Consider the following 21,533-nt stretch of genomic DNA (forward strand, 5'->3'; position numbering starts at 1 on the left):
ATGTCCTTCGAGCTGATCTGCGAGATCGAACCCCCCACCAAGCCGGATTTGAAGCACGTACGCCACCAGATCGGCACGATGAGCAAGATCGCCCACTCGTTCCTCATCCCCGACAACCACATCGGCCGCGCGACGGTGTCGAGTGTGGCCGTGGCGCACGAGGTCGAGGCCATGGGCGGGCGCGGCATCGCCTGCCTCAACTCCCGTGACCGCAACCTGCTCGGCTTCCGCCGCGACCTGCTGACAGCGGCGGCGTACGGCGTGGACCAGTTCCTGTTCGTCTACGGCGACAAGCCGACGAGCGGCAACCGGACGAGCGACCTCACGGTGCGCTCGATGATCGAGGAGGCGCGGCAGTTCTCCCCGGACCTCCGCGTGGGCGCCGCGGCCGGCCTGCGTGCGGTGCCGGCCTGGAAACGCGCGGCCGACTTCCTGTTCACCCAGGTCAGCTTCTCACTGGAGGCGCAGTTGCGCTGGCGCGAGGCCAACCCGGTGGACGTGCCGGTCTACGCCGGGGTCATGGTCCTGGCCAGCGAGCGCCACGCCCGCCTCCTGGCCGCCGCCATCCCGGACATCGACCTGCCAGGCGACCTGGTCGCGCGGGTGGCCGGGGACCGCATGGCGGGCGTGGAGGCGGCCTGCGAGCAGGTCCTCGCCCTCCGCGACTCAGGCGCCTTCGCCGGCGTCCACCTCATCCCCGTCACCCGCTACCGCGACGTCGAATCCCGCCTCGCCACCGCCCTCTGAGGCCGGGCCAGGGCCGCGAGGGCGGCGCCGGCCAAGGCGACGGCGAAGAGGAAGGCGTACGTGTGCTGGAAGCCGTTCATGAGTTGGCCCACGGCGATCGGGGAGAGGTCGGAGAGGGTGCCGGCGTAGACCTGGGTGCGCAGTCCGGGTCCCACCGAGCTGGTCAGGACGCTGAGTGACAGGCCGACGCTGATCACGATGCCGACGTTCATGATCATGACGCGGAAGCCGTTGATCACCCCCAGGCTGTCGCTCGGCAGGGCGCGCATGACCTGTGTGGTGTTGCCGGTCAGGAACGTTCCGCTGCCGCAGCCGGTCACGAACAGGCCGATCGCGGTCACCCAGTACGGCGTTCCAGGATCGGTCGTGAACATCAGGGTCCCGAGCCCCGCCGCGCTCAGGGTCGCGCCGCCGATGGACAGCACGTACGGCGAGACCCACCGCCCCAGCAGGCCGGTGATCGGCGAGGCCAGGCCGATCCCGACCGGCACGGGTAACACGCTGACCCCCGCCTCGAACACGTCGAGCCCCCTGGCCGCCTGGAAATAGAGCGCCACCACCAGGATCAGCGCCGAGCGCGCCAGCGCGTTGCAGAACGACGCCAGGTTGGCGTAGGTCAGCAGCCGGTTCGCGAACAGCCGCAGGTCAAGCACCGGGTTCGAGGAGCGGCGCGCGGCCGGCACGATCAACGGCAGCAGCACCACGAAGACTGCCGCCCCGGTCAGCACCACCGGGCTCGACAACCCGCCTGAGCCCGCCTCCGACACCGCGAGCAGCAGCGCCGACAGCGCCGCGAACAGCAGCACGTTGCCCAGCGCGTCCACCGGCTGCCGCGGACAGCGTGCTGCCGGCGATGCCGATGAGGATGAGCCCCAGGCTGGTGACCGAGCACACGCGCCAGGCATAGCGGAGGCGGCTGTCATCGTGGGGGGTGACCGCGACCATGCCGTCCACTATGACGTACGGCGTACGTACGATTTGTCCCAGGGGTCACCTGGCGCGCTTGCGCAACCCCTCCAGGTCGTGGATCACCACGCGGCGGCGGCCGGTCTCGATCAGCCCGCGGTCGCGCAGGGTGCGCAACGCCTTGCTGACCGCCTCGCGGGAGGAGCCGGTCCAGCCCGCCAGCTCGTCCTGGGACAGGGGGAGCGCCACGCGTACGCCGCTGTTGGTCTTCTCGCCGTAGCGTTCGGCCAGCTCGATCAGTCGCGTCGCGACCCGGCCAGTGGTGTCGTACGCGCCGTACTCGATCCGCTTGCGGTCGGCGTCGCGGACCTTCCCGGTGATCAGCTGCATCAGCAGTACGGCCACGCGCCCGTGCGACTCTAAAAACGAGGCGAAGTCGCGCACGATGATGCCCGAGATCGGCTCCAACGCGGTCACCGTGGCCGAGCGGGGCGAGCCGTCGACGGCGGAGAACTCGCCGAGCAGCGCGCCGGGCCCGCGCACCGCCAGCACCACCTCGGTGCCGCTGCTCGTGTGGGACGACGCCTTGACGCGGCCCTGCGTCAGCACGAGCACCCAGTCGGACGTGTCGCCCTCGGTCATCACCACCGTGCCCCGATCCCACCGCCTGGGCCGGCCGGCCATGCGAAGGGCCTCGACCTCCTCGTCGGTGAGCAGGGACAGGAACTCGCCGGGCTCAACATCCATGCGCCCGATTATGTCGGTACGGGCACCCGACGTACTATCCCAGATCGGTCAGAACGTACGCCGGGACGAGCTCCTCCTTGCCCTTGAGGCTCAGCCGGCCCAGAGAGTTCGCCGTCACGCCATCGCCCAGCAGCCTGAGCGTCGTCTCGCCGATCACCACCGTGCCCGGCTCGGCGACGCCCTGGAGCCTGGCGGCCACGTTGACGCAGTCGCCCATCGCGTTGAAGCCGCGCAGCTCCGGGCTGCCGATGTTGCCGACCAGGGCAGGCCCGGTGTTGACGCCCACCCGGAACGTCGGCCACTCGACGGCGTCCACCCGCTTCCACGCCATCTCCTCGGCCACCTCGGCGGCGGCCCGCTGCATCTCCAGCGCGGCCTGGCAGGCGGCCCTGGCGTGCCCGGTCTGCGTGGCGGGCGCGTTGAACAGGGCCAGCAGCGCGTCGCCGACGAACTGCACGATGGTGCCGCCGTTGTTCAGGATGCAGGGGACGGCGGCCGTGTGGTAGCGGTTGAGCATCTCGACGATCTCGCCGGGCGTGACCCGCTCGGAGAACGTCGTGAAGCCCTTGAGGTCGGCGAAGAGCGCGGTCAGCTCCTTCAGCTCGCCGCCGAGTGCCGCCTGGCCGGGGTCGGCGAGCAGCGCGTGCGCCACGTCGGGCGACATGTACTGGTGGAACAGCGTGTGCAGCTCCTGGTAGAGCCGGGCGTTCTCCAGGGAGATGGACAGCTGCCCGGCCAGCGTGGCGGCCAGGGCCTCGTCCTGCGAGGTGCGGCCGACGGGCACCTCGAGCACGCCCGCCAGGTGGCCCTTGACGGTCAGCGGGAACGCCAGCAGGTGGTCGTGCCTGAGTGGCTGGTCGCCGGCGAACTCGTACTCGCGGGAGCCGACCTGCGCCTTGCCGTCCGCGACCAGGCCGATACGGACGTCGCCGTACGCCTGCCGCACCCGTTCGAGCGCGGTGGCCAGGAGCTGGTTCTCCGGCAGGCCGACGCGGGTCTGGGCGCTCACCGCCACCAGGGCGGCCAGCCGCTCCGACAGCTCACGTTCGTTGGCCAGCGCCTCCCCGGCCCGGTCGAGCACCGCGGCCTGGCCCTCGTTGAGCCGGAACTTGCCGGACAGCCGGGTCGCGGCCAGCGGCTCGCCCCGGCGTACGTGCTCGACCAGCTCCTCCAGCGCGCGGTCGTAGTCCTGCCTGATGCGGGCCACGGTCGCCGCCAGCGCCACCGAGTCGAACAGCCCCGCGCTCGACCCCTCACGCCTGAACTGCAGGTACGCGCTGTAGGCCACGAAGACGAAGGCCAGCGTCAGCAGGAGATGCCACTCCCACCACGACAGGTGCCAGTTGAGCTGGGACATCCCGGCGACCATGGTCTCGGCCAGCAGCGCGTAGGCGGTGATCAGGCTGATCAACATCGCCGACGGGCGCCGCCGGTGCAGCAGGAACATCATCACGCTGGCCGCGCCGTACAGCACGAGGCCGGGCAGGGAGGCCCAGGCCAGCCAGTCGACCGGGGTGACCGCCGGCGGCTCGCTGAGCGTCGTCAGCCCCGGGACCAGCGACACGACCCCCCAGACCACCATCACGCCGGCGAGCGCCGCGCGGATGAGGTGCTGTGCACTCAGCACAGCCTTGGCCGCCCGCTCGCCCAGCGGCAGCGCCGAGACGAACGCGAACACGGCCGCGATCGTGAGCCCGAACTGCTGCCCCACGTCGAACCCGATCGAGCCGGTCGGCAGCAGGAACTGCGGCGTCGCCAGCCCGTGCAGGAAGAAGAACCCGGCGCTGCTCAGGAAGACCATGGACACCAGGAACAGCCGCGCGTCCTGCCGCCGCCGCGACGCCTCGCTGATCAGGGTGCCGAGCACCACGTTGATCCCCGCCACTGTGAGGATCATCCAGAAGTGGCTGGCGTTGTGCTGCCAGGTGATGTTGACGTCCGGCTGGCTCAGCAGCAACCAGAGGCCGAGCAGCGGCAGGAGCAGGTGGATGCTCCACACCACGCCACGTACGGGCTGGGTGGCAGGAGGCAGGTAAGAGGCACGCTCGGGGGTTGGCACAGCCCCGATTATCCACCGCGGTCTGTCCATCCCAATGCGTCGTTTTACGGACCAACACAAAAGCGAAGGGCCGGCACGAGGTTTCGTGCCGGCCCTCGTGAGAACCCTCAGCCGAACAGGGCGGGAAGCGCGGCCGAGTGCGTTTCCCGCAACTCCTCGACGGCGACCTCGAACACGTCCTCGACCACCAGCGCGGCCCCACCGGTCATCCCGAGCCCGTAGCACGGGACATCGTGCCGCCCGCACAGCGAGGCGAACTCGTCGTAAGCCTCCGGACGCACCGCGACGAGCGCCCGCGAGGCCGACTCGCTGAACAGGTCGGTGAAGGCGTCACCGCTCAGGGTCACCCTGGCCCCGACGCCGCGCGCCAGGCACGACTCGGCCAGCGCCACGGCGAGGCCGCCGTCCGACAGGTCGTGCGAGCCTTCGAGCAGCCCCCGGCGGGCCGCCTCGACCAGCACCGTCGCGAGCGCCTGGTCGGCCTCCAGGTCGACCTGCGGCGGCAGCCCGCCCAGGTGCCGGTGGGCGACGTGCGCCCACTCGGACCCGCCGAACTCCTCGCGCGTGTCCCCGAGCAGCACCACCCGCAGCCCCTCGGCCACGAACCCGGACGGCACGCGCTTGGCGACGTCCTCGATGACGCCGAGCACGCCCACGACGGGCGTGGGGTGGATGGCCGTCGAACCGGTCTGGTTGTAGAAGGAGACGTTGCCGCCGGTCACCGGCACGCCCAGGGCCTTGCAGGCGTCCGCGAGCCCGCGTACGGCCTCCGCGAACTGCCACATGACCTCCGGGTCCTCCGGGGAGCCGAAGTTGAGGCAGTTGGTCACGGCCAGCGGCTTGGCGCCGGTGACGGCCACGTTGCGGTACGCCTCGGACAGCGCGAGCTGCGCCCCCGCGTACGGGTCGAGCTTGGCGTAACGGCCGTTGCCGTCGGTGGACAGCGCGATGCCACGCGTCGTCGGCTCAGCGTGCTTGATGGTCGCGCCCGCTTCGGCACTCGTTGGCATCGCAGGCCCGCTCTCTCCTGCCGAGCTCCTGCGCTCCGGGGCCATGACCTCGGAAATACGCAGCATCCCCGCGTCGGCGGGCTGGGCCAGGACGGTGTTGGAGCGGACGTAGCGGTCGTACTGGGAGGTCACCCACTCCTTGGAGGCCAGGTTGGGCGAGCCGAGCAACTGGAACAGCGTGGCCCGCAGGTCGGCGGGCCGCTCCAGGTGGTCGGGAGTGTCGGCGTTGAGCGCGGCCTGCCCGGCCGGCTCGTGGTACGGCCGTTCGTAGACGGGCCCGTCGTCGGCCGCCGTGCCCGGCGGGATGTCCACGATGACCTCGCCGTCCCAGGTCATGACCAGGCGGCCGGTGTCGGTGACCTCGCCGATGACGGTCGCGGGAACGTCCCACCTGTCGCAGATCGCCATGAACGCCGGGATGTCGTCCGGCCGGACCACGGCCATCATGCGCTCCTGCGACTCGCTCATGAGGATCTCCTCGGGCCTGAGCGAGGGGTCGCGGAGCGGGACGCGGTTGAGGTCGACGCGCATGCCGCCGGTGCCCTTGGCGGCCAGCTCGGTCGTGGCGCACGAGACGCCCGCCGCACCGAGGTCCTGGATGCCCACGACCACGTCGGCCGCGTAGAGCTCCAGGCAGCACTCGATGAGCAGCTTCTCCATGAACGGGTCGCCCACCTGCACGGCAGGTCGCTTGGCGTGGGACTCGTCCTCGAAGGTCGCGGAGGCCAGCACGGAGGCGCCGCCGATGCCGTCGGGACCGGTGGAGGCGCCGAACAGCACCACCTGGTTGCCCGGCCCAGGCGCGGTGGCCAGCTTGATCTGGTCCTTGCGGAGCAGGCCCACGCACAGGGCGTTGACCAGCGGGTTGCCGATGTAGCACGGGTCGAAGACGACCTCGCCGCCGATGTTGGGCAGGCCCAGGCAGTTGCCGTAGTGGCTGATGCCCTCGACCACGCCGGGCAGCACCCTGCGCGTGTCCACGGCGTCCGCGCCGCCGAAGCGCAGCGCGTCCATGACCGCGATCGGGCGCGCGCCCATCGACATGATGTCGCGCACGATCCCGCCGACGCCGGTGGCCGCGCCCTGGTGGGGCTCGACGTAGGACGGGTGGTTGTGCGACTCGATCTTGAACGTGGCCGCCCAGCCGTCGCCGATGTCCACCACGCCGGCGTTCTCGCCCATGCCCACCAGCAGTGCCTCGGACTTGGGCGCCTTGGTGGCGAACTGCCTGAGGTGCACCTTGGACGATTTGTACGAGCAGTGCTCGGACCACATGACGCTGTAGATGGCCAGCTCGGAGCCGGTGGGACGACGGCCAAGGATCTTCTTGACCCGGTCGTACTCGTCCTGCTTCATCCCCAGCTCGCCGAAGGGCATCGCCTCGTCGGGGGTCTCGGCGGCCCGCCGCACACTGTCGGTCATGCGTTCACCAGCTTCTTGAGTATCGAGGTGAAGAAGCCGAGCCCGTCGGTGCTCGGCGCGCCGACCAGCTCTTCGACCGCGTGCTCGGGGTGCGGCATGAGGCCCACCACGTTGCCCGCCTCGTTGCGGATGCCCGCGATGTCGTTGAGCGCGCCGTTGGGGTTGCCCTCGACGTAGCGCACGACCACGTGGCCGCCCGCCTCGAGCGCGGCCAGCGTGCCGGCGGCGGCGACGTAGCGGCCCTCGCCGTGCTTGACCGGCAGCACGATCTCCTGGCCGGGCGCGAAGGAGTTGGTCCACGCGGTGTCCGTCTGCTCGATCCTGACCTTCTGGTCACGGCAGACGTAGTGCAGCGAGCCGTTGCGTACGAGCGCGCCGGGCAGCAGGTGCGCCTCGCACAGGATCTGGAACCCGTTGCAGGTGCCGATCACGGGCAGCCCCGCCCTGGCGGCCGGGATCAGCTCGTCCATGAGCGGCGCGAACCGCGAGATGGCGCCGCAGCGCAGGTAGTCGCCATAGGAGAAGCCGCCGGGCAGGAACACGGCGTCGACTCCCTTCAGGTCGTGGTCGGCGTGCCACAGCGGAACCGCCTCCGCGCCCACGAGGCGTACGGCTCTGGCGGCGTCCTGGTCGTCGAGAGTTCCTGGAAACGTGACTACGCCCACACGGGCAGCGCTCATGACAGTCGTCCCCTCCGAGGATGCGCACGCACGCGCCACCGTCTCGTCGGGTGGACGGCGGTCTACGGCGGTCAATCCAGGTTATCGGGTGCTGCCGAATGTTCCGCATCGGCTCATGGGTCCGGCGGAAGCGCAGGTCAGACAGCCGCGAGCGCCCGGGGACGGGCATCGGCCTCGTCGTCCCAGTGGAGCAGCTTGCGCAGGTGGACCGTGGTGCCACGGCCGGGCGTCATGCCGAAGGACATTTCGTCGACCACGGAGCGCATGATCAGCAGGCCGCGGCCGTTCTCGGTGTCGGGCGGGGGGAAGTTCAGCGGCATCGACGGCATCCCGTCGCCGTTGTCCACGACGCGTACGTCGCAGTGGCCGTAGCCGATCGACGCCGTCACCTCGTAGCGGTTGGCGGGACCCCCGTGCCGCACCGCGTTGGAGCACGCCTCGGAGACAGCGAGCAGCATGTCGGCGATGCAGGTCTCACTCACGTTGAGTGATCGCATGGCATCGCCAAGCACTCGCCTGACCATCGGTATGCCGATCGCATCCCGAGGCAGTGCCAGCGAGAACTCAATATCCACCGGACTCCTCCGGGCTCCAGAATGTCACCTGGAGTAGGTTTCCCTGAGAAATCGGGGCTAACCGCAAAATCACGTTGTTGTTATTTACTGTTGGCTCGCCCGTGGCATTGTGGCACGTCAGAACCCCACTTTAAGCGGCCAGGGGGAAATCCAGCCACCAAATGTGCCGTCTACTCCTCAACCCGGACGGTGTAGTCCTCGATCACCGTGTTGGCGAGCAGCGTCTCGGCCATCTTGCGCACTTCCTTGAGCGCCGCCTCGTCGGCGGGCCCGTCGAGTTCGACCTCGAAACGCTTGCCCTGCCGTACGGCTGGGACGCCGGAGAAGCCGAGCCTGGGCAGCGCTCTGGCGATCGCCTGGCCCTGCGGGTCGAGGATCTCGGGCTTCAGCATGACGTCCACGATGACGCGGGCCACTGCGTTCCTCCTGGGAGCGGTGGGTGGTTGGGAAGCACAGCCTACCGGCGCGTGTGGTGACCGATACAACGGGAACGGGGAGGGCTAGGGGCTTGCGCGGAGGGCTGTGACGTCTGCCACGATGTCCCCAAACGCGTACAAACCACCACCAGATGGTTTGTCGCCAGGAAGGCCGGTCTAGGGTGGCAACCCCATCGTGACCGGCCCGGACCGCACAGGAGTGGCCATGACCGAGCGTGTCGAGGTCATCGACAGACGCAGCACTTGTGTCACCAAGGAGGCATCGTGACCGTCGGCGCCTCTCGTGGTGCAGAGGCACCCCCAGAGCTCGTCCAGCTGCTCACCCCCGAGGGCGAGCGGGTCGAGCACCCCGACTACGACATCGACCTGACGCCGGAGGAGGTCCGGTCGCTCTATCGCGACCTGGTGCTCGTCCGGCGCGTCGACCTGGAGGCCGTGGCCCTGCAGCGTCAGGGCGAGCTGGGCATCTGGGCCTCGCTGCTGGGCCAGGAGGCGGCCCAGATCGGCTCGGGCCGCGCGTTGACCGACACCGACATGGCCTTCCCCACCTACCGCGAGCACGGCGTCGCCTGGTGCCGCGGCGTGGACCCGGTGAAGCTGCTCGGCCTGTTCAGGGGCGTCAACCACGGCGGGTGGGACCCCAAGGAGCACAACTTCCACCTCTACACGATCGTGATCGGCAGCCAGACGCTGCACGCGGTCGGCTACGCGATGGGCATCCAGCGCGACGACGCGAGCGCCGCCACCATCGTCTACTTCGGCGACGGCGCCACCTCGCAGGGCGACGTCAACGAGTCGTTCATCTGGGCGAGCGTGTTCAACGCGCCGATCGTGTTCTTCTGCCAGAACAACCAGTGGGCCATCTCCGAGCCGCTGGAGAAGCAGACGCGCATCCCGCTCTACCGCCGGGCCTCCGGCTTCGGCTTCCCCGGGATCAGGGTCGACGGCAACGACGTGTTCGCCTGCCTCGCCGTGACGCGCAAGGCGCTTGAGGCGGCGCGCACAGGGCAGGGGCCGACGCTCATCGAGGCGTTCACGTACCGGATGGGCGCGCACACCACCACCGACGACCCGACGCGCTACCGGGTGGCCAGTGAGCTGGAGGCGTGGAAGCTCAAGGACCCGATCGAGCGGGTCAAGGCCTATCTGTTCAAGAACGAGTACGCCGGCCAGGAGTTCTTCGACTCCGTGACCGCCGAGGCCGAGCAGCTCGGCGCCGACCTGCGTACCCGCTGCCTGGCCCTGCCCGACCCCCAGCCGCTCGACATCTTCGACCACGTCTACAGCGAGCCCCACGCCCTGATGGACCAGGAGCGCAGCCAGTTCGCCGGCTATCTGGAGGGGTTCGAGAAATGACCGTTCTGAGCCTGTCCAAGGCGCTAAACGAGGGCATGCGCAAGGCCATGGAGGACGACCCCAAGGTCCTCATCATGGGCGAGGACGTCGGCAAGCTGGGCGGCGTCTTCCGGGTCACCGACGGCCTGCAGAAGGACTTCGGCGAGGACCGCGTCATCGACACGCCGCTGGCCGAGTCGGGCATCGTCGGCACCGCGATCGGCCTGGCGCTGCGCGGCTACCGCCCGGTGTGCGAGATCCAGTTCGACGGCTTCGTGTTCCCCGCCGCCGACCAGATCATCACGCAGCTCGCCAAGATGCCGATGCGCTCGCTGGGGGCGATCAGGCTGCCCGTGGTCGTACGCATTCCGTGCGGTGGCGGCATCGGCGCGGTCGAGCACCACAGCGAGTCCCCCGAGGCGTACTTCACCCACACGGCCGGTCTGCGCGTCGTCGCCTGCTCCAACCCGGCCGACGCCTACACCATGATCCAGCAGGCCATCCGCAGCGACGACCCGGTGATCTTCTTCGAGCCCAAGCGCCGCTACTGGGAGAAGGCCGACATCGACACCACGTCGGCCGACTGGTGGACGCCCCTGCACACGGCCAAGGTCGTACGGTCAGGCGCGGACGTGACGCTGCTGGCGTACGGGCCCATGGTCAAGACGTGCCTGGAGGCGGCCGCGGCGGCCGAGGAGGAGGGCCGCTCGCTGGAGGTCGTGGACCTGCGCTCGCTCAACCCCCTGGACGAGCCGCTGGTCATGGAGTCCGTACGCAGGACCGGGCGGGTCGTGGTCGTCCACGAGGCGCCGGTCAACAGCGGTTTCGGCGCCGAGCTGGCGGCCAGGATCACGGAGCGGTGCTTCTACCACCTGGAGGCGCCCGTCCTGCGGGTCGGCGGCTTCTCCACCCCCTACCCTCCGTCGAAGCTGGAGGAGCACTACCTGCCCGACCTGGACAGGGTGCTCGACGCCGTCGACCGGACCTTCGGGTACTGAGGAGGGTCGTTCATGCGACGCGAGTTCAAACTCCCGGACGTCGGCGAGGGCCTGACGGAGGCGGAGATCGTCCGCTGGCACGTCCAGGCGGGCGACGACGTCAAGGTCAACCAGATCGTCGTGGAGATCGAGACCGCCAAGTCCATCGTCGAGCTGCCCATCCCGTGGGACGGGGTGGTGACGGAGCTGCTGGCCGAGGAGGGGCAGACGGTCGAGGTGGGCGTACCCGTCATCGCCGTCGACACGGCCGAGGCCGGGGCGCCCGCGCCGGAGGCCCCGCGACCGGCCGCGACGACGGGCGCGGAGCCCGCCGCCCCCGACCGGTTGCAGGCGCTGGCCGACGACATGGTGCCCAAGCCACCTGAGGAGGGCGCCGTCGAGCCCGGCGCGCACGGCAGCCCCGCTCCCAAGCAGGCTCCCAAGGAGGCCCCCAAGGAGGAACGCCTGGCGGTCCTGGTCGGCTACGGAGTCAAGGCCGGCGCCACCAAGCGCCGCCCCCGCAAGCAGCCGGGCGCCATCCCAGCAGGCCCGGTGGCCAACCAGTCCCGGATCGAGGTCGAGGGCCCGCCCACGACGGCCCCTGAGCCGGGTGCGGCGGTCCCCGGGCCACCCACGACGGCCCGCGAGCCGGGCGCGGCTCCCGCGCCGGGCGAGCCGGGTGCGCGACCCGCGGCGGCTCCGGCGGCGGGCACGCCAGGGCCCGGCCGGGTGTCCGTGCTCGCCAAGCCGCCGGTGCGGAAGCTGGCCAAGGACCTGGGCGTGGACCTGACGGGCATCGCCGGGTCGGGCCCCGAGGGCTCGATCACCCGGGAGGATGTCCAGGCGGCGGCACGGGCCGCCGTCCCTGAGCCGGGCGCCGTTCCTGAGCCGGCCGCCGCACGCCGGCCGCGCGGCGGGGAAGAGCGGATCGCCGTCAAGGGCGTACGCAGGATGACCGCCCAGGCCATGGTCACCAGCGCCTTCACGGCCCCGCATGTCACCGAGTTCCTCCAGGTGGACGTGACCGGGACCATGGAGGCGGTCCAGCGCCTGCGCACCCTGCGCGACTTCGCCGAGGTCAAGGTCTCCCCGCTGCTCCTGGTGGCCAAGGCGGTGCTGACCGCCGTCCGCCGCCACCCGGTGATCAACTCGTCGTGGGACGAGGCGGCGCAGGAGATCGTGGTCAAGCACTACGTCAACCTCGGGATAGCGGCCGCCACCCCGCGCGGGCTGGTCGTGCCCAACGTCAAGGCAGCCGACCAGCTGTCACTTCCCGAGCTCGCCAAGGAGCTGGCGAGCCTGACGGAGACCGCCAGGGCCGGTCGCACCCAACCGGCCGAGATGGCGGGGGGCACGATCACGATCACGAACGTGGGCGTGTTCGGCGTGGACACCGGCACTCCCATACTCAACCCGGGTGAGGCGGCCATCCTGGCCTTCGGTCAGGTCAGGGACATGCCGTGGGTGGTGGACGGCGAGCTCGCCGTACGCAAGGTGACGACCCTGTCCCTCTCCTTCGACCACCGCATCGTGGACGGCGAGCTGGGCTCGCTGTTCCTGCGCGACATCGGCGCCATGCTGGAGGACCCGCTCCGCATGCTGGCCTGGAGCTGACGGAATACGGTGATCGCCGGGAGGACCCCTCCCCCGGCGATCACCGTAGGCCCGGTGGCCCATGGCCCCGGGACCCCGCACCCGACACATAAGAGCCGGCACCACCCCGATCTGATACATCGATAAGGTGACCGACATGATTCGCCACATCGTGCTGTTCACCTGGGCCGAGGACGCGACCGACGAGCAGAAGGCCACGGTGACGGCCGAGCTGCGCAAGCTGCCCGGCGCCATCCCGCAGATGCGCGCCTACACGGTGGGCCCCGACGCGGGCATCAACCAGGGCAACCACGACTACGCGGTGGTGGCCGACTTCGACAACGTCGAGGACTACCTGGTCTACCGCGACCACCCCCAGCACCAGGCGGTGATCGCGGAGCGCATCAAGCCCATCCTGGCCACCCGCACCGCCGTGCAGCTGAGCCTCTAGACGTCCGGCGGGTTGTTCTCCCGGTGCATCAGCCTGTCGTCGGAGGTGCGGCCCCGCCTGGGGGCCAGCACGATGCTCAGCACCACGCCCACACCGCCGACGATCATGAAGATGACGCCGACCACGTCCATGTGCACGCTCTGGCCGAACACGTCGGGTTCGATCGCGAACCGCAGGATGGCGCCAAGCGTGAGGAAGAAGATGCTGACCCCGACACCCATGACGACCTCCAGGCAAATGGCGAGTACGCCCACGGTCATACCCGGGTAACCACGATCACACCCGTGCGATCACGCAAGGCACGACAACGGTTCGCCGCCGTTGTAGGTGATCATGTCCAGCACCGCCGCGACCAGGTCGATCGGGGCGCCGAGCGGATGCCCGTCGAGTTCGGCGTAGGCGCGGTGCAGGTTGCCCACGAGGCGTTCGGGGTCCAGCAGCGCGCCCCACTCGCCCAGGTCGGTCTCCTTGGCCGCCTCCAGCGGCGGCAACCCGGCCGCCCTGCCCCGCCTGGCGGTCTCCTGGACGAACCGGAGATAGCCCTCGACCCGGTCGTACACCTCGGGACCGCACACCTCGCCGTGTCCAGGGACGATCGTCTCCGCCCCCAGCTCCCTGAGCAGGCCGATCGCCTCCAGCGCCCCGGCCACCGAGCCCATCAGCACGAACGGCGTGCCGCCGTTGAAGACGAGGTCGCCGGAGAACAGCAGCCGCCGCTCCGGGATCCACACGAACGAGTCGTTGGTCGTGTGCGCGGCGCCGCCGACGTGCCTGACCTCGCACCGCAGGTCGTCGGAGTGCAGGGTGATCCGGTCGGTGAAGGTGAGGAACGGCGGCGCGAGCTCCACGGCACCCCACACCACCTCGGATGACCAGGCGGCCCGGTAGGCGGGGATGCCGTCGTCCAGGATCTGCTCGCGCACGCCCTCGTGCCCCACGATCGTGGCCTCGGGGAACAGCCAGTTGCCGAACGTGTGGTCGCCGTGGTGGTGGGTGTTGACGAGCGTGGTGATCGGCCGGTCGCTGACCTTGCCGATGGCCTCACGGAGGTCGCGGGTGCGGCGCTCGGTCGCGCAGGCGTCGACGCAGATGACGCCGCGCCGCCCGGCCAGGAAGCCGGTGTTGTTGATCCACCAGCTGCCGTCGGGCTGGACGTAGGCGTAGACGCCGTCGGACACCTCTTCGACGCGTGGCGGCGGCAGCGGATGATCGTGGGAGGACGCGCTCATGCCGGCGAAGATATCGTTCGCCGGTCACGTCGGCTGTGTCCTTGATTACTGCCTGTGATGACCTCCTGTGATGACAGAACGCCCGCCTGGGGAGGTAGGCGGGCGCTCGCCGGTGACCGCCGCGGGCGGCGCTGGGGGTTAAAAGGCTTCTTCTGGAAGCTCCATGAGCTCCTGGCCGGTGGCGGCGAGCACGCGCCGCTCGGCGGTCAGCCGGGGCAGCACGGTCTTGGCGAAGAACGCCGCGGCGCCGACCTTGCCCAGGTAGAACGGGTCGTCGTCGGTGGCCAGCTTGGCCAGGGCCACCTCGGCCTGGCGCAGCAGCAGCCAGCCGATCACCAGGTCGCCCAGCGCGAGCAGGAACCTGGTGGTGTTGAGGCCGACCTTGTACACCTCCTGGGGCACCTCGAGCGAGCCGATCGCCCAGCCCGCCATGGTCTCGCCCATAGCCTTGACCTCGGCGGCGGCCTCGGCGAGCAGCTTGCGCTCCTCCTTCAGCCGGCCGTTGCCCGCCTCGCCGCCGGCGAACTCGGCGATCTCGCCCAGCAGCGAGCCGAGTGCCGCGCCCTGGTTGCGCAGGATCTTCCTGAAGAACAGGTCGAGACCCTGGATCGCGGTCGTGCCCTCGTACAGGGAGTCGATCTTGGCGTCGCGGATGTACTGCTCGATGGGGTAGTCCTGCAGGTAGCCGGAGCCGCCGAGGGTCTGCAGCGAGCGCGAGAGCAGCTCGTACGACCGCTCGGACCCGACGCCCTTGACCACGGGCAGCAGCAGCTCGTTCATCTCGTACGCGTGCCGATCGGCGGGGTCGAGCAGGACGGTGTCCTGGAACGTGGCCGTGTAGAGCACCAAGGCGCGCATGCCCTCCGTGTAGGCCTTCTGCAGCATCAGCTCGCGCCGCACGTCCGGGTGGTGTGTCACGGTCACCCGCGGGGCGGTCTTGTCGGTCATCCGCGTCAGGTCCGCGCCCTGCACGCGGGACTTGGCGTAGTCGAGGGCGTTGAGGTAGCCGGTGGAGAGCGTGGCGATGGCCTTGGTGCCGACCATCATCCGGGCGTGCTCGATCACCATGAACATCTGCTTGATGCCCTCGTGCACCTCGCCGACCAGCCAGCCGACCGCAGGGTGCCGGTCGCCGAAGGTGAGCTCGCAGGTCGTGGAGACCTTCAGGCCCATCTTCTTCTCGACATTCGTGACGTAGACGCCGTTGCGCTCGCCCAGCTCGCCGGTCTCCAGGTCCACGTGGTATTTCGGCACCAGGAACATCGACAGTCCCTTGGTGCCTGGACCGTGGCCCTCGGGGCGGGCCAGCACGAGGTGGAAGATGTTGTCGGTCATGTCCTGCTCGGCGCTGGTGATGAAGCGCTTGACGCCCTCGATGTGCCAGGTCCCGTCGGGCTGGCGGACGGCCTTCGCGCGCCCGGCGCCCACGTCGGAGCCGGCGTCGGGCTCGGTGAGCACCATGGTGGCGCCCCAGTCGCGCTCGATGGCGAGCTCCGCGAAGCGCTTCTGCTCCTGGGTGCCCAGCTTCCACAGGGTGTAGGCGAAGTTCGGGCCGGCGGCGTACATGTAGAGCGCGGGGTTCGCTCCGAGCACCATCTCGGCGGTCGCCCAGGCCAGGCTCCTCGGGATGCCGGGCCCGCCCAGGTCGGGCGGGAGGTCGAGGTGCGCCCAGCCGCCGTCGACGAGCGCCTTGAACGACTTCTTGAAGCCCTCGGGCATGCTCACCGTACGGGTCTCCGGGTCGAACACCGGCGGGTGCCTGTCCCCTTCCTCGAAGGAGTCCGCGAGTACACCGGTCGCCAGCCTGTCGACCTCTTCGAGGAGGCTGCGCGCGACATCCTCGTCCACGTCCGCAAAGGGCCCTGTGCCGAGGATCTCGCGTCGCCCGAACACCTCGAAGAGGTTGAACTCCAGGTCGCGCACGTTGCTCTTGTAGTGGCCCATGGGTGTCGATCTCCTTGAACCGAGGCTTTAGGTACTGGTGAGTAACCTTACTCTGAAATGCTACCCGCGGGTAACCCGGGCCATGCATGGCATGCTCGTCTCCATGGACGCCGATGAACTCGCCGCCAGGTGGCGAGAGCGACTGGGATCCTGGGCCATCCCCGACGAGATCATGGCCAAGGCACCTGTGGATCCGTGGGGTCACTCACCGGAGCGGTTCGGCACCCGTACGGACCGGGCGCTGGCCGACCCGGACGACGGGCCGACCATGACGCGCCTGGCCGAGGGGCTGCCCGCCAAGGGCACGCTGCTCGACGTGGGCTCCGGCCCCGGTGCCGCGTCTCTGCCGCTGCGCGAGCGCATCGGCCACCTGTACGCCGTCGACAGCTCGGCTCCCATGCTGGAAGGGCTGCGGAGCAGGGCGGAGAAGCTCGGGGTGCCGGTCACGACAGTCGAGGGCCGCTGGCCCGACGTGGCGGACCAGGTGCCGGTGGCCGACGCGGCGATCGCCGCGCACGTCGTCTACAACGTCCCTGACCTGGCCGAGTTTTTGCGCGCGCTGGACGGCCGTACGAACGGGCGGGTGGTGCTGGAGTTGTCGCACACCCATCCGATGAGCTGGATGACGCCGCTGTGGCAGCACTTCCACGGCGTTGACCGGCCCGTGCGGCCCATCGCGGAGGACTGCGTGGCCCTGGCGGCGGCGCTGGGCTTCCCGGTGCACGTGGAGGAACGTGAGGCCCCGCTGGAACGATTCAGCTCTCTGGAGGAGCTGGCCGCCAGCGTGTGCCGGCGGGTCTGCCTCGATCCGTCCAGGGCGGAGGAGGTCGGGCGGACGGCGGTGGAGCTCGGCATGTGGCCGGTGCCCCGGGACCGGTGGGTCACCATCTGGTGGGAATGATCCGGTAACACTCCGCGTTCACCCGATTGAGCGACAGCTCCCGGACGAGATGCGCCGTACCCGGTACGCCAAGACGACGCACGCATCTGCAGTCTCATGCCCGGAGGAATCGCGAATCATGGCGTGGATCGTGCTCGTGCTGGCCGGTGTCTTCGAGGTCGCCATGGCCCTCTCGCTCAAGCTCAGCGACGGCTTCACCGATCTGCGGTGGAGCCTGTCGTTCGTGGTCACGGCCCTGCTCAGCTTCGGCCTGCTGTCGTACGCGCTGAAGAGCCTGGAGGTCGGCACGGCGTACGCCGTCTGGACCGGCGTCGGCGCGGCGGGCACCGCGGTGCTCGGCATGATCGCCATGGGCGACGAGGTCTCGCTGCCCCGCCTGATCTCGATCGCCCTGATCCTGGCGGGGGTCATCGGACTGCGAATACTCGCTTGACGGTCGCGAGTGGTGTCGGATTGGGTGACGGAATGATCGAAATCCATGCCGTCACCATCGACGCCGCCGACCCGTACGAGATCGCCAGCTGGTGGAGCCAGGCCACCGGGCTGCCTTTGGGCGAGGGGGACGAGCCGGGTGACGACGAGGTCATGCTGCGGACCAAGCAGGACCCGTTCGTGCTGTTCATCCGCGTTTCTGAGGGCAAGACCGGAAAGAACCGGGTCCACCTCGATGTCAACGGCACCGAGGGCAGGACCCGGGACGAGGAGGTCGAGCGGCTGATCGGGCTGGGCGCGACCGTCTTCGACGACCTGCGCCGGCCCGACGGCACCGGCTGGGTGACGATGCTCGACCCCGAGGGGAACGAGTTCTGCGTCTGCCGGAGCCAGGCCGAGAAACAGGCGCAGGCACAGGGCTGACGCGGCCGGCCACTCGGCTCACTGGGCCGATCACTGGGCCGATCACTGGGACGATCGCGCCCGGCCCTGCATCGTGAGGGTCAGGATGCCGGCGATCAGATAGACCAGCGCGCCGTGCCACAGGGCCTGCACCCCGGACCCGAACACGCCCTCGCCGTCGAGCACCAGCTGCACCGGATAGTCCAGCACCGCCGTGATGCCCGCGGGCACGAGCGCGAACTTCCACGGGTGCTTCAACGACCACACACGGGCCTGACGGGTCACCCGGTCGCCCTCGTTCGGCTTGGAGACCGCCCCGATGGCGGCGATCAGCGCGAACAGACTGATGCCGAGGCCCAGCGCCCACACCAGGTCGCCGCCGCCCGTGAGCAGTCCCATCCCGAAACTGGCCGCGGTGACGACGCCACCGCCGACGGCGGCGGCCTTCCACGGGGCGCCACGCAGGGCGGCGCCAGAAAGCGATACCTCATCGCGTCGACTGATTTCGTTCATGTGGTAATGGTGCCTTCTGGCGGCCCCCGGGGGCATCGGGGACGGACCCTGAGCTGTCCCTGACATGATTCGGGGCATGGAATTCGACATTGTTCGACTCGGCGAGGGTGGCGGCGCGCGGTTGCGGGAGATCCGGTTGCGGGCGCTCCAGGACTCGCCGGACGCGTTCGGGTCCTCGTACGACCGCGAGATCGCCTTTTCTCCCGAAAAATGGTCGGAAAGACTGAAAAATCCGGATTCGCGGTGGTGGGTGGCCGTGGCCGGAGGGGCCGACGTGGGCCTGGTGTGCATGATGCTGGAGGACGGCGGCGCCCATCTGCTGTCCATGTGGGTCGCACCGGAGGCCAGGGGCATGGGAGTGGCCGCGCGGCTGGTCGACGAGTCCGTGGCCTGGGCGCGGCGCGCGGGCGCCGACGAGGTCGGCCTCTGGGCCGTCGACCAGAACCACGCCGCCCGCGCCCTCTACACCCGCAAGGGATTCACCCCGAGCGGCAGGACCATGGCGTTGCCGTCCAACCCCGCCCTCATGGAGTCCCACTACGTGTTGTCCCTGTTGTTCCGGCTCGCCAGGCGCGAGGACGTGCCCGCGATCGTGGCGATGCTGGGCGACGACCCGCTCGGCGCGACCCGCGAGGGTGACCCGGCCGACGAGCGCTACCTGGCGGCGTTCGACCGGATCGACGCCGATCCGTACGACGAGTTGGTCGTGGCCGAGCGCGACGGCAAGGTGGTGGGGACGATGCAGCTCACCTACCTGGCGGGATTGTCGCGGCTGGGCGCGGAGCGGTGTCAGATCGAGGCCGTCAGGGTCGCCGCCTCCACCCGCGGCCAGGGGCTCGGCCGCAGGATGATCAGGTGGGCGATCGACCGGGCGCGGGCGCGCGGCTGCGCGATGGTGCAGCTCACCTCCGACAAGTCCCGCACCGACGCGCACCGCTTCTACGACTCGCTCGGCTTCACGGCCTCACACGTGGGCTACAAGCTGACACTGAGCTCCACCAAATTGTCGTGAAAGCCGGGGCCCCTGCCCATGTCGCCGTCCCGCTCGGCGACGACGGAGTTGGGGTTGGCGCCGCCAGGAGTGAGCTTCGGCCAGCGTCCCTTCGGCGAGGCCACCACGCCGGGCGCCACCCGGTCGCTGATCTCGACGTCGGCCAGGAACTCGCCGCCGTCGTTGTGCACGCGTACCCGCTGGCCGTCCGTCAGGCCGCGGGCCGCCGCGTCGGCCGGGTTGACCAGCACCACCGGGTCCTTGGCCCGCCGGCGCAGCTCGGGGTTGTTGCCGAAGGTCGTGTTGAGGAACGTGTGAGACGCGGGCGTGACCAGAGCCAGCGGGTACGCGGAACGCCCGGCCGTCCGGGCCGTGTGGGGCGGCGTGTACGCCTGGCCGGACGGCGGGAAGCGCAACCGTCCTGACGGCGTCGGGAAGCCCTCGGCGAACGGCGCAAAGGGCACCGGATAGTTCATCCGCACCCAGCCCTCCTTGCGCAGCCGGTCGAGCGTGACGCCGTCCAGGGACGGATGCCCGCTGGACAGCAACTGCTCGGCCAGCTCCAGGTCCGAGTCGTACAGCGAAGGCTCGGTCATCCCCATGTGCGCCGCCAGCCGCCGGAATGTCTCGGTCGTCGAGAGGCACTCGCCGGGCGGCTCGACGGCGGGCTCGTTCCACAGCAGGTAGAGGTGGCCGTAGCCGGCGTGCAGGTCGTGGTGCTCGGTCTGCATGGTCGCGGGCAGCACGATGTCGGCGTAGTCCACGGTGTCGGTCGGGAACTGCTCCATCACGACCGTGAACAGGTCCTCGCGGGCGAGTTGCCGCCTGATGGCGTTCGCGTCGGGGGAGGAGCCCACCGGGTTGGCCGCGTACACCCACAGGCACTTCACGTCGTCGAGCTGGGAGGCCGCCTTGGTCATGACCAGAGTGCGGACCGGCTTGTCCAGCAGGTCGTCGCGGGTGTCGATGTCGAAGTGGACGTGGTCGCTGGTGGAGTACGCCATGCCGCCGCCAGGGTGCCGCCAGTCGCCGGTGACGCCGGGGATGGCGGCGATCGTCCGCAGCGCCGTGCCGCCCCCCGCGTGCCGCTGGAGGCCCTGGGTGGCGCGGATGGCGGTCGGGCGGGTGTGGGCCAGCCGCATCCCCAGGCTGTGGACGGCGGCGGCGGGGATGCCGGTGATCTCGGCCACCTTCTGGATGGGATGGCTCAGGATCTCCTGACGGAACTCCGCCCAGCCCTCGGTGTGCGCGGCCAGGAACTCCTCGTCCTGCGCGTTCTCCGCCAGCACGACGTTGAGCAGCCCGAGCGCGAGCGCGGCGTCGGTGCCAGGCCGGATCGCCAGGTGCTCGTCGGCCTGGTCGGCGGTCCTGGTGCGGATGGGGTCGATGGCGACGACGTACGCGCCGTTCGCCTTCGCGTCCTGGACGAACTTCCACAGGTGGTGGCCGGTGGTCAGCGGGTTCGTGCCCCAGAGCAGGATGAGCTTGGACAGGGCGAAGTTCTCCGGGTCCATGCCGGCCGCGGTGCCGTTCGTCCGCCGCAGGCCGCTGCCGCCGGCGGACGAGCAGATGTTGAGCCAGTGCTTGGAGGCGCCGAGCACGTTCCAGAACCGCCGACCGGCCACGCCCTCGCAGCCCTGAAGGTAGCCGAGCGTGCCGGTGCCCAGGTAGGGCCAGATCGCCTCGCCGCCGTGCTCGGCGGCGATGCCGCGCAGGCGTACCGAGATCTCCTCCAGCGCCTCGTCCCACGTGATCCGCTCGAACTGTCCCGAGCCCTTCGGCCCGGTACGCCGCAGCGGGTACAGGATGCGGTCCTCGGCCTGGGTGTGCTCCAGGTAGCGGTTGACCTTCACGCAGAGCGCGCCCCTGGTGTAGGGCTGGTCCGGGTTGCCGCGTAGTTTGACCGCCTTGCCGTTCTCGACGGTGACGATCCAGGAGCATGTGTCCGGGCAGTCCAGCGGACATGCCCCCAAAACCCTCAATTCGCCCGACATGGGACATAGCCTACGTCCCGCGTCCGTCGGAGCACCTGGCGGAAAATCAGGGGTGAACGGCCTGAGCCCCACCGTGTAGCCTGCCTCCGCAGGCTGTCGGCGGGCCCGGTGCGACGACTGCGGCACCATTGAGCACACTGGAATGTAGAGATCGTACGGTCCGGCCGGGAAGGTGCAGAATCACTATC

General features: G+C 69.9%; 21 protein-coding genes, 1 pseudogene and 1 riboswitch. Of the genes and pseudogenes, 10 read left to right on the top strand and 12 right to left on the bottom strand.

Annotation, left to right across the window (positions count from 1 at the left end; translation table 11 throughout):
• Positions 1-747: a methylenetetrahydrofolate reductase gene (locus tag ITP53_RS03780; protein ID WP_195893859.1), complete on the top strand. Its 747-nt coding sequence runs from the start codon at positions 1-3 to the stop codon at positions 745-747.
• Here the strand turns inward: ITP53_RS03780 and ITP53_RS03785 are convergent.
• The 7 genes from ITP53_RS03785 to purS all read right to left on the bottom strand — a co-directional run bounded on the left by ITP53_RS03785 (position 708) and on the right by purS (position 8,562).
• Positions 708-1,571: an MFS transporter gene (locus ITP53_RS03785; protein ID WP_328813871.1), complete on the bottom strand. Its 864-nt coding sequence runs from the start codon at positions 1,569-1,571 to the stop codon at positions 708-710. The two genes, ITP53_RS03780 and ITP53_RS03785, sit on opposite strands and share 40 nt — an antisense overlap.
• 166 nt (positions 1,572-1,737) lie before the next feature.
• A complete protein-coding gene (locus ITP53_RS03790) occupies positions 1,738-2,400 on the bottom strand; it encodes a Crp/Fnr family transcriptional regulator (protein WP_195893860.1) in 663 nt (220 codons plus the stop codon).
• Positions 2,401-2,434: 34 nt separating this feature from the next.
• On the bottom strand, positions 2,435-4,459 hold the full coding sequence (locus ITP53_RS03795; RefSeq protein WP_328813872.1) for an adenylate/guanylate cyclase domain-containing protein: 2,025 nt from the start codon (positions 4,457-4,459) through the stop codon (positions 2,435-2,437).
• Between the two features lie 107 nt (positions 4,460-4,566).
• Positions 4,567-6,891: a phosphoribosylformylglycinamidine synthase subunit PurL gene (gene purL / locus ITP53_RS03800; RefSeq protein WP_195893862.1), complete on the bottom strand. Its 2,325-nt coding sequence runs from the start codon at positions 6,889-6,891 to the stop codon at positions 4,567-4,569.
• The gene (purQ, locus tag ITP53_RS03805) at positions 6,888-7,571 is read right to left on the bottom strand and encodes a phosphoribosylformylglycinamidine synthase subunit PurQ (protein ID WP_195893863.1); all 684 of its coding nucleotides are present in this window, start codon (positions 7,569-7,571) and stop codon (positions 6,888-6,890) included. The genes purL and purQ overlap by 4 nt, the downstream gene beginning before the upstream one ends.
• Before the next feature lie 137 nt (positions 7,572-7,708).
• Positions 7,709-8,095, bottom strand: coding sequence for an ATP-binding protein (locus tag ITP53_RS03810; RefSeq protein ID WP_195893884.1), 387 nt, complete (start codon positions 8,093-8,095; stop codon positions 7,709-7,711).
• A gap of 221 nt (positions 8,096-8,316) precedes the next feature.
• The gene (gene purS, locus ITP53_RS03815; protein WP_195893864.1) at positions 8,317-8,562 is read right to left on the bottom strand and encodes a phosphoribosylformylglycinamidine synthase subunit PurS; all 246 of its coding nucleotides are present in this window, start codon (positions 8,560-8,562) and stop codon (positions 8,317-8,319) included.
• A 285-nt stretch (positions 8,563-8,847) separates the two neighbouring features.
• Here purS and pdhA point away from each other — a divergent pair, with 285 nt between their 5' ends.
• From pdhA to ITP53_RS03835, 4 genes are all read left to right on the top strand, one after another.
• Positions 8,848-9,939, top strand: coding sequence for a pyruvate dehydrogenase (acetyl-transferring) E1 component subunit alpha (pdhA, locus tag ITP53_RS03820; RefSeq protein ID WP_195893865.1), 1,092 nt, complete (start codon positions 8,848-8,850; stop codon positions 9,937-9,939).
• Entirely contained in the window at positions 9,936-10,916 is a 981-nt protein-coding gene (locus ITP53_RS03825) for an alpha-ketoacid dehydrogenase subunit beta (RefSeq protein ID WP_195893866.1), read from the top strand. The genes pdhA and ITP53_RS03825 overlap by 4 nt, the downstream gene beginning before the upstream one ends.
• Positions 10,917-10,928: 12 nt before the next feature.
• Positions 10,929-12,509 carry a dihydrolipoamide acetyltransferase family protein gene (locus ITP53_RS03830; RefSeq protein WP_195893867.1) on the top strand — a complete coding sequence of 527 codons (1,581 nt, stop codon included), beginning with the start codon at positions 10,929-10,931 and terminating at the stop codon, positions 12,507-12,509.
• 136 nt (positions 12,510-12,645) lie between these two features.
• Positions 12,646-12,939, top strand: a complete 294-nt coding sequence (locus tag ITP53_RS03835) for a Dabb family protein (RefSeq protein WP_195893868.1) — start codon at positions 12,646-12,648, stop codon at positions 12,937-12,939.
• Here ITP53_RS03835 and ITP53_RS03840 read toward each other — a convergent pair.
• From ITP53_RS03840 to ITP53_RS03850, 3 genes are all read right to left on the bottom strand, one after another.
• Positions 12,936-13,199, bottom strand: coding sequence for a hypothetical protein (locus ITP53_RS03840; RefSeq protein WP_236050407.1), 264 nt, complete (start codon positions 13,197-13,199; stop codon positions 12,936-12,938). The genes ITP53_RS03835 and ITP53_RS03840 overlap by 4 nt on opposite strands.
• Before the next feature lie 30 nt (positions 13,200-13,229).
• Positions 13,230-14,168, bottom strand: a complete 939-nt coding sequence (locus ITP53_RS03845; RefSeq protein ID WP_195893869.1) for an MBL fold metallo-hydrolase — start codon at positions 14,166-14,168, stop codon at positions 13,230-13,232.
• A 138-nt stretch (positions 14,169-14,306) separates the two neighbouring features.
• The gene (locus ITP53_RS03850) at positions 14,307-16,112 is read right to left on the bottom strand and encodes an acyl-CoA dehydrogenase (RefSeq protein WP_195893870.1); all 1,806 of its coding nucleotides are present in this window, start codon (positions 16,110-16,112) and stop codon (positions 14,307-14,309) included.
• A gap of 103 nt (positions 16,113-16,215) precedes the next feature.
• Between ITP53_RS03850 and ITP53_RS03855 the strand changes: the two genes are divergently transcribed.
• From ITP53_RS03855 to ITP53_RS03865, 3 genes are all read left to right on the top strand, one after another.
• Entirely contained in the window at positions 16,216-17,013 is a 798-nt protein-coding gene (locus ITP53_RS03855; protein ID WP_236050408.1) for a class I SAM-dependent methyltransferase, read from the top strand.
• A 25-nt stretch (positions 17,014-17,038) separates the two neighbouring features.
• Positions 17,039-17,096: riboswitch (guanidine-III (ykkC-III) riboswitch) on the top strand.
• Between the two features lie 35 nt (positions 17,097-17,131).
• Positions 17,132-17,446 carry a DMT family transporter gene (locus ITP53_RS03860; protein ID WP_195893872.1) on the top strand — a complete coding sequence of 105 codons (315 nt, stop codon included), beginning with the start codon at positions 17,132-17,134 and terminating at the stop codon, positions 17,444-17,446.
• A gap of 32 nt (positions 17,447-17,478) precedes the next feature.
• The gene (locus ITP53_RS03865) at positions 17,479-17,868 is read left to right on the top strand and encodes a VOC family protein (RefSeq protein ID WP_195893873.1); all 390 of its coding nucleotides are present in this window, start codon (positions 17,479-17,481) and stop codon (positions 17,866-17,868) included.
• 42 nt (positions 17,869-17,910) lie between these two features.
• Here ITP53_RS03865 and ITP53_RS03870 read toward each other — a convergent pair whose 3' ends face one another.
• Positions 17,911-18,360, bottom strand: a complete 450-nt coding sequence (locus tag ITP53_RS03870) for a hypothetical protein (protein WP_195893874.1) — start codon at positions 18,358-18,360, stop codon at positions 17,911-17,913.
• A gap of 76 nt (positions 18,361-18,436) precedes the next feature.
• Between ITP53_RS03870 and ITP53_RS56975 the strand changes: the two are divergent.
• Positions 18,437-18,844: pseudogene (locus tag ITP53_RS56975) on the top strand (GNAT family N-acetyltransferase); the annotation flags it as partial.
• A 42-nt stretch (positions 18,845-18,886) separates the two neighbouring features.
• Positions 18,887-19,372, top strand: a complete 486-nt coding sequence (locus ITP53_RS56980) for a GNAT family N-acetyltransferase (RefSeq protein ID WP_236050421.1) — start codon at positions 18,887-18,889, stop codon at positions 19,370-19,372.
• Here ITP53_RS56980 and ITP53_RS03880 read toward each other — a convergent pair.
• The gene (locus ITP53_RS03880; protein WP_195893876.1) at positions 19,336-21,345 is read right to left on the bottom strand and encodes a molybdopterin-containing oxidoreductase family protein; all 2,010 of its coding nucleotides are present in this window, start codon (positions 21,343-21,345) and stop codon (positions 19,336-19,338) included. The two genes, ITP53_RS56980 and ITP53_RS03880, sit on opposite strands and share 37 nt — an antisense overlap.
• Between the last annotated feature and the right edge of the window lie 188 nt (positions 21,346-21,533).

This window comes from Nonomuraea cypriaca (assembly GCF_015645445.1).
Classification (GTDB): Bacteria; Actinomycetota; Actinomycetes; order Streptosporangiales; family Streptosporangiaceae; genus Nonomuraea; species Nonomuraea cypriaca.

Excerpts from the sequence above, each read along its gene's own strand:
- ITP53_RS03780 (WP_195893859.1), top strand. The coding sequence starts at position 1 with ATGTCCTTCGAGCTGATCTGCGAGATCGAACCCCCCACCAAGCCGGAT.
- ITP53_RS03790 (WP_195893860.1), bottom strand. The coding sequence starts at position 2,400 with ATGGATGTTGAGCCCGGCGAGTTCCTGTCCCTGCTCACCGACGAGGAG.
- purL (WP_195893862.1), bottom strand. The coding sequence starts at position 6,891 with ATGACCGACAGTGTGCGGCGGGCCGCCGAGACCCCCGACGAGGCGATG.
- purQ (WP_195893863.1), bottom strand. The coding sequence starts at position 7,571 with ATGAGCGCTGCCCGTGTGGGCGTAGTCACGTTTCCAGGAACTCTCGAC.
- ITP53_RS03810 (WP_195893884.1), bottom strand. The coding sequence starts at position 8,095 with ATGGTCAGGCGAGTGCTTGGCGATGCCATGCGATCACTCAACGTGAGT.
- ITP53_RS03825 (WP_195893866.1), top strand. The coding sequence starts at position 9,936 with ATGACCGTTCTGAGCCTGTCCAAGGCGCTAAACGAGGGCATGCGCAAG.
- ITP53_RS03830 (WP_195893867.1), top strand. The coding sequence starts at position 10,929 with ATGCGACGCGAGTTCAAACTCCCGGACGTCGGCGAGGGCCTGACGGAG.
- ITP53_RS03835 (WP_195893868.1), top strand. The coding sequence starts at position 12,646 with ATGATTCGCCACATCGTGCTGTTCACCTGGGCCGAGGACGCGACCGAC.
- ITP53_RS03840 (WP_236050407.1), bottom strand. The coding sequence starts at position 13,199 with ATGACCGTGGGCGTACTCGCCATTTGCCTGGAGGTCGTCATGGGTGTC.
- ITP53_RS03845 (WP_195893869.1), bottom strand. The coding sequence starts at position 14,168 with ATGAGCGCGTCCTCCCACGATCATCCGCTGCCGCCGCCACGCGTCGAA.
- ITP53_RS03850 (WP_195893870.1), bottom strand. The coding sequence starts at position 16,112 with ATGGGCCACTACAAGAGCAACGTGCGCGACCTGGAGTTCAACCTCTTC.
- ITP53_RS03855 (WP_236050408.1), top strand. The coding sequence starts at position 16,216 with ATGGACGCCGATGAACTCGCCGCCAGGTGGCGAGAGCGACTGGGATCC.
- ITP53_RS03860 (WP_195893872.1), top strand. The coding sequence starts at position 17,132 with ATGGCGTGGATCGTGCTCGTGCTGGCCGGTGTCTTCGAGGTCGCCATG.
- ITP53_RS03865 (WP_195893873.1), top strand. The coding sequence starts at position 17,479 with ATGATCGAAATCCATGCCGTCACCATCGACGCCGCCGACCCGTACGAG.
- ITP53_RS03870 (WP_195893874.1), bottom strand. The coding sequence starts at position 18,360 with ATGAACGAAATCAGTCGACGCGATGAGGTATCGCTTTCTGGCGCCGCC.
- ITP53_RS56980 (WP_236050421.1), top strand. The coding sequence starts at position 18,887 with ATGGAGTCCCACTACGTGTTGTCCCTGTTGTTCCGGCTCGCCAGGCGC.
- ITP53_RS03880 (WP_195893876.1), bottom strand. The coding sequence starts at position 21,345 with ATGTCGGGCGAATTGAGGGTTTTGGGGGCATGTCCGCTGGACTGCCCG.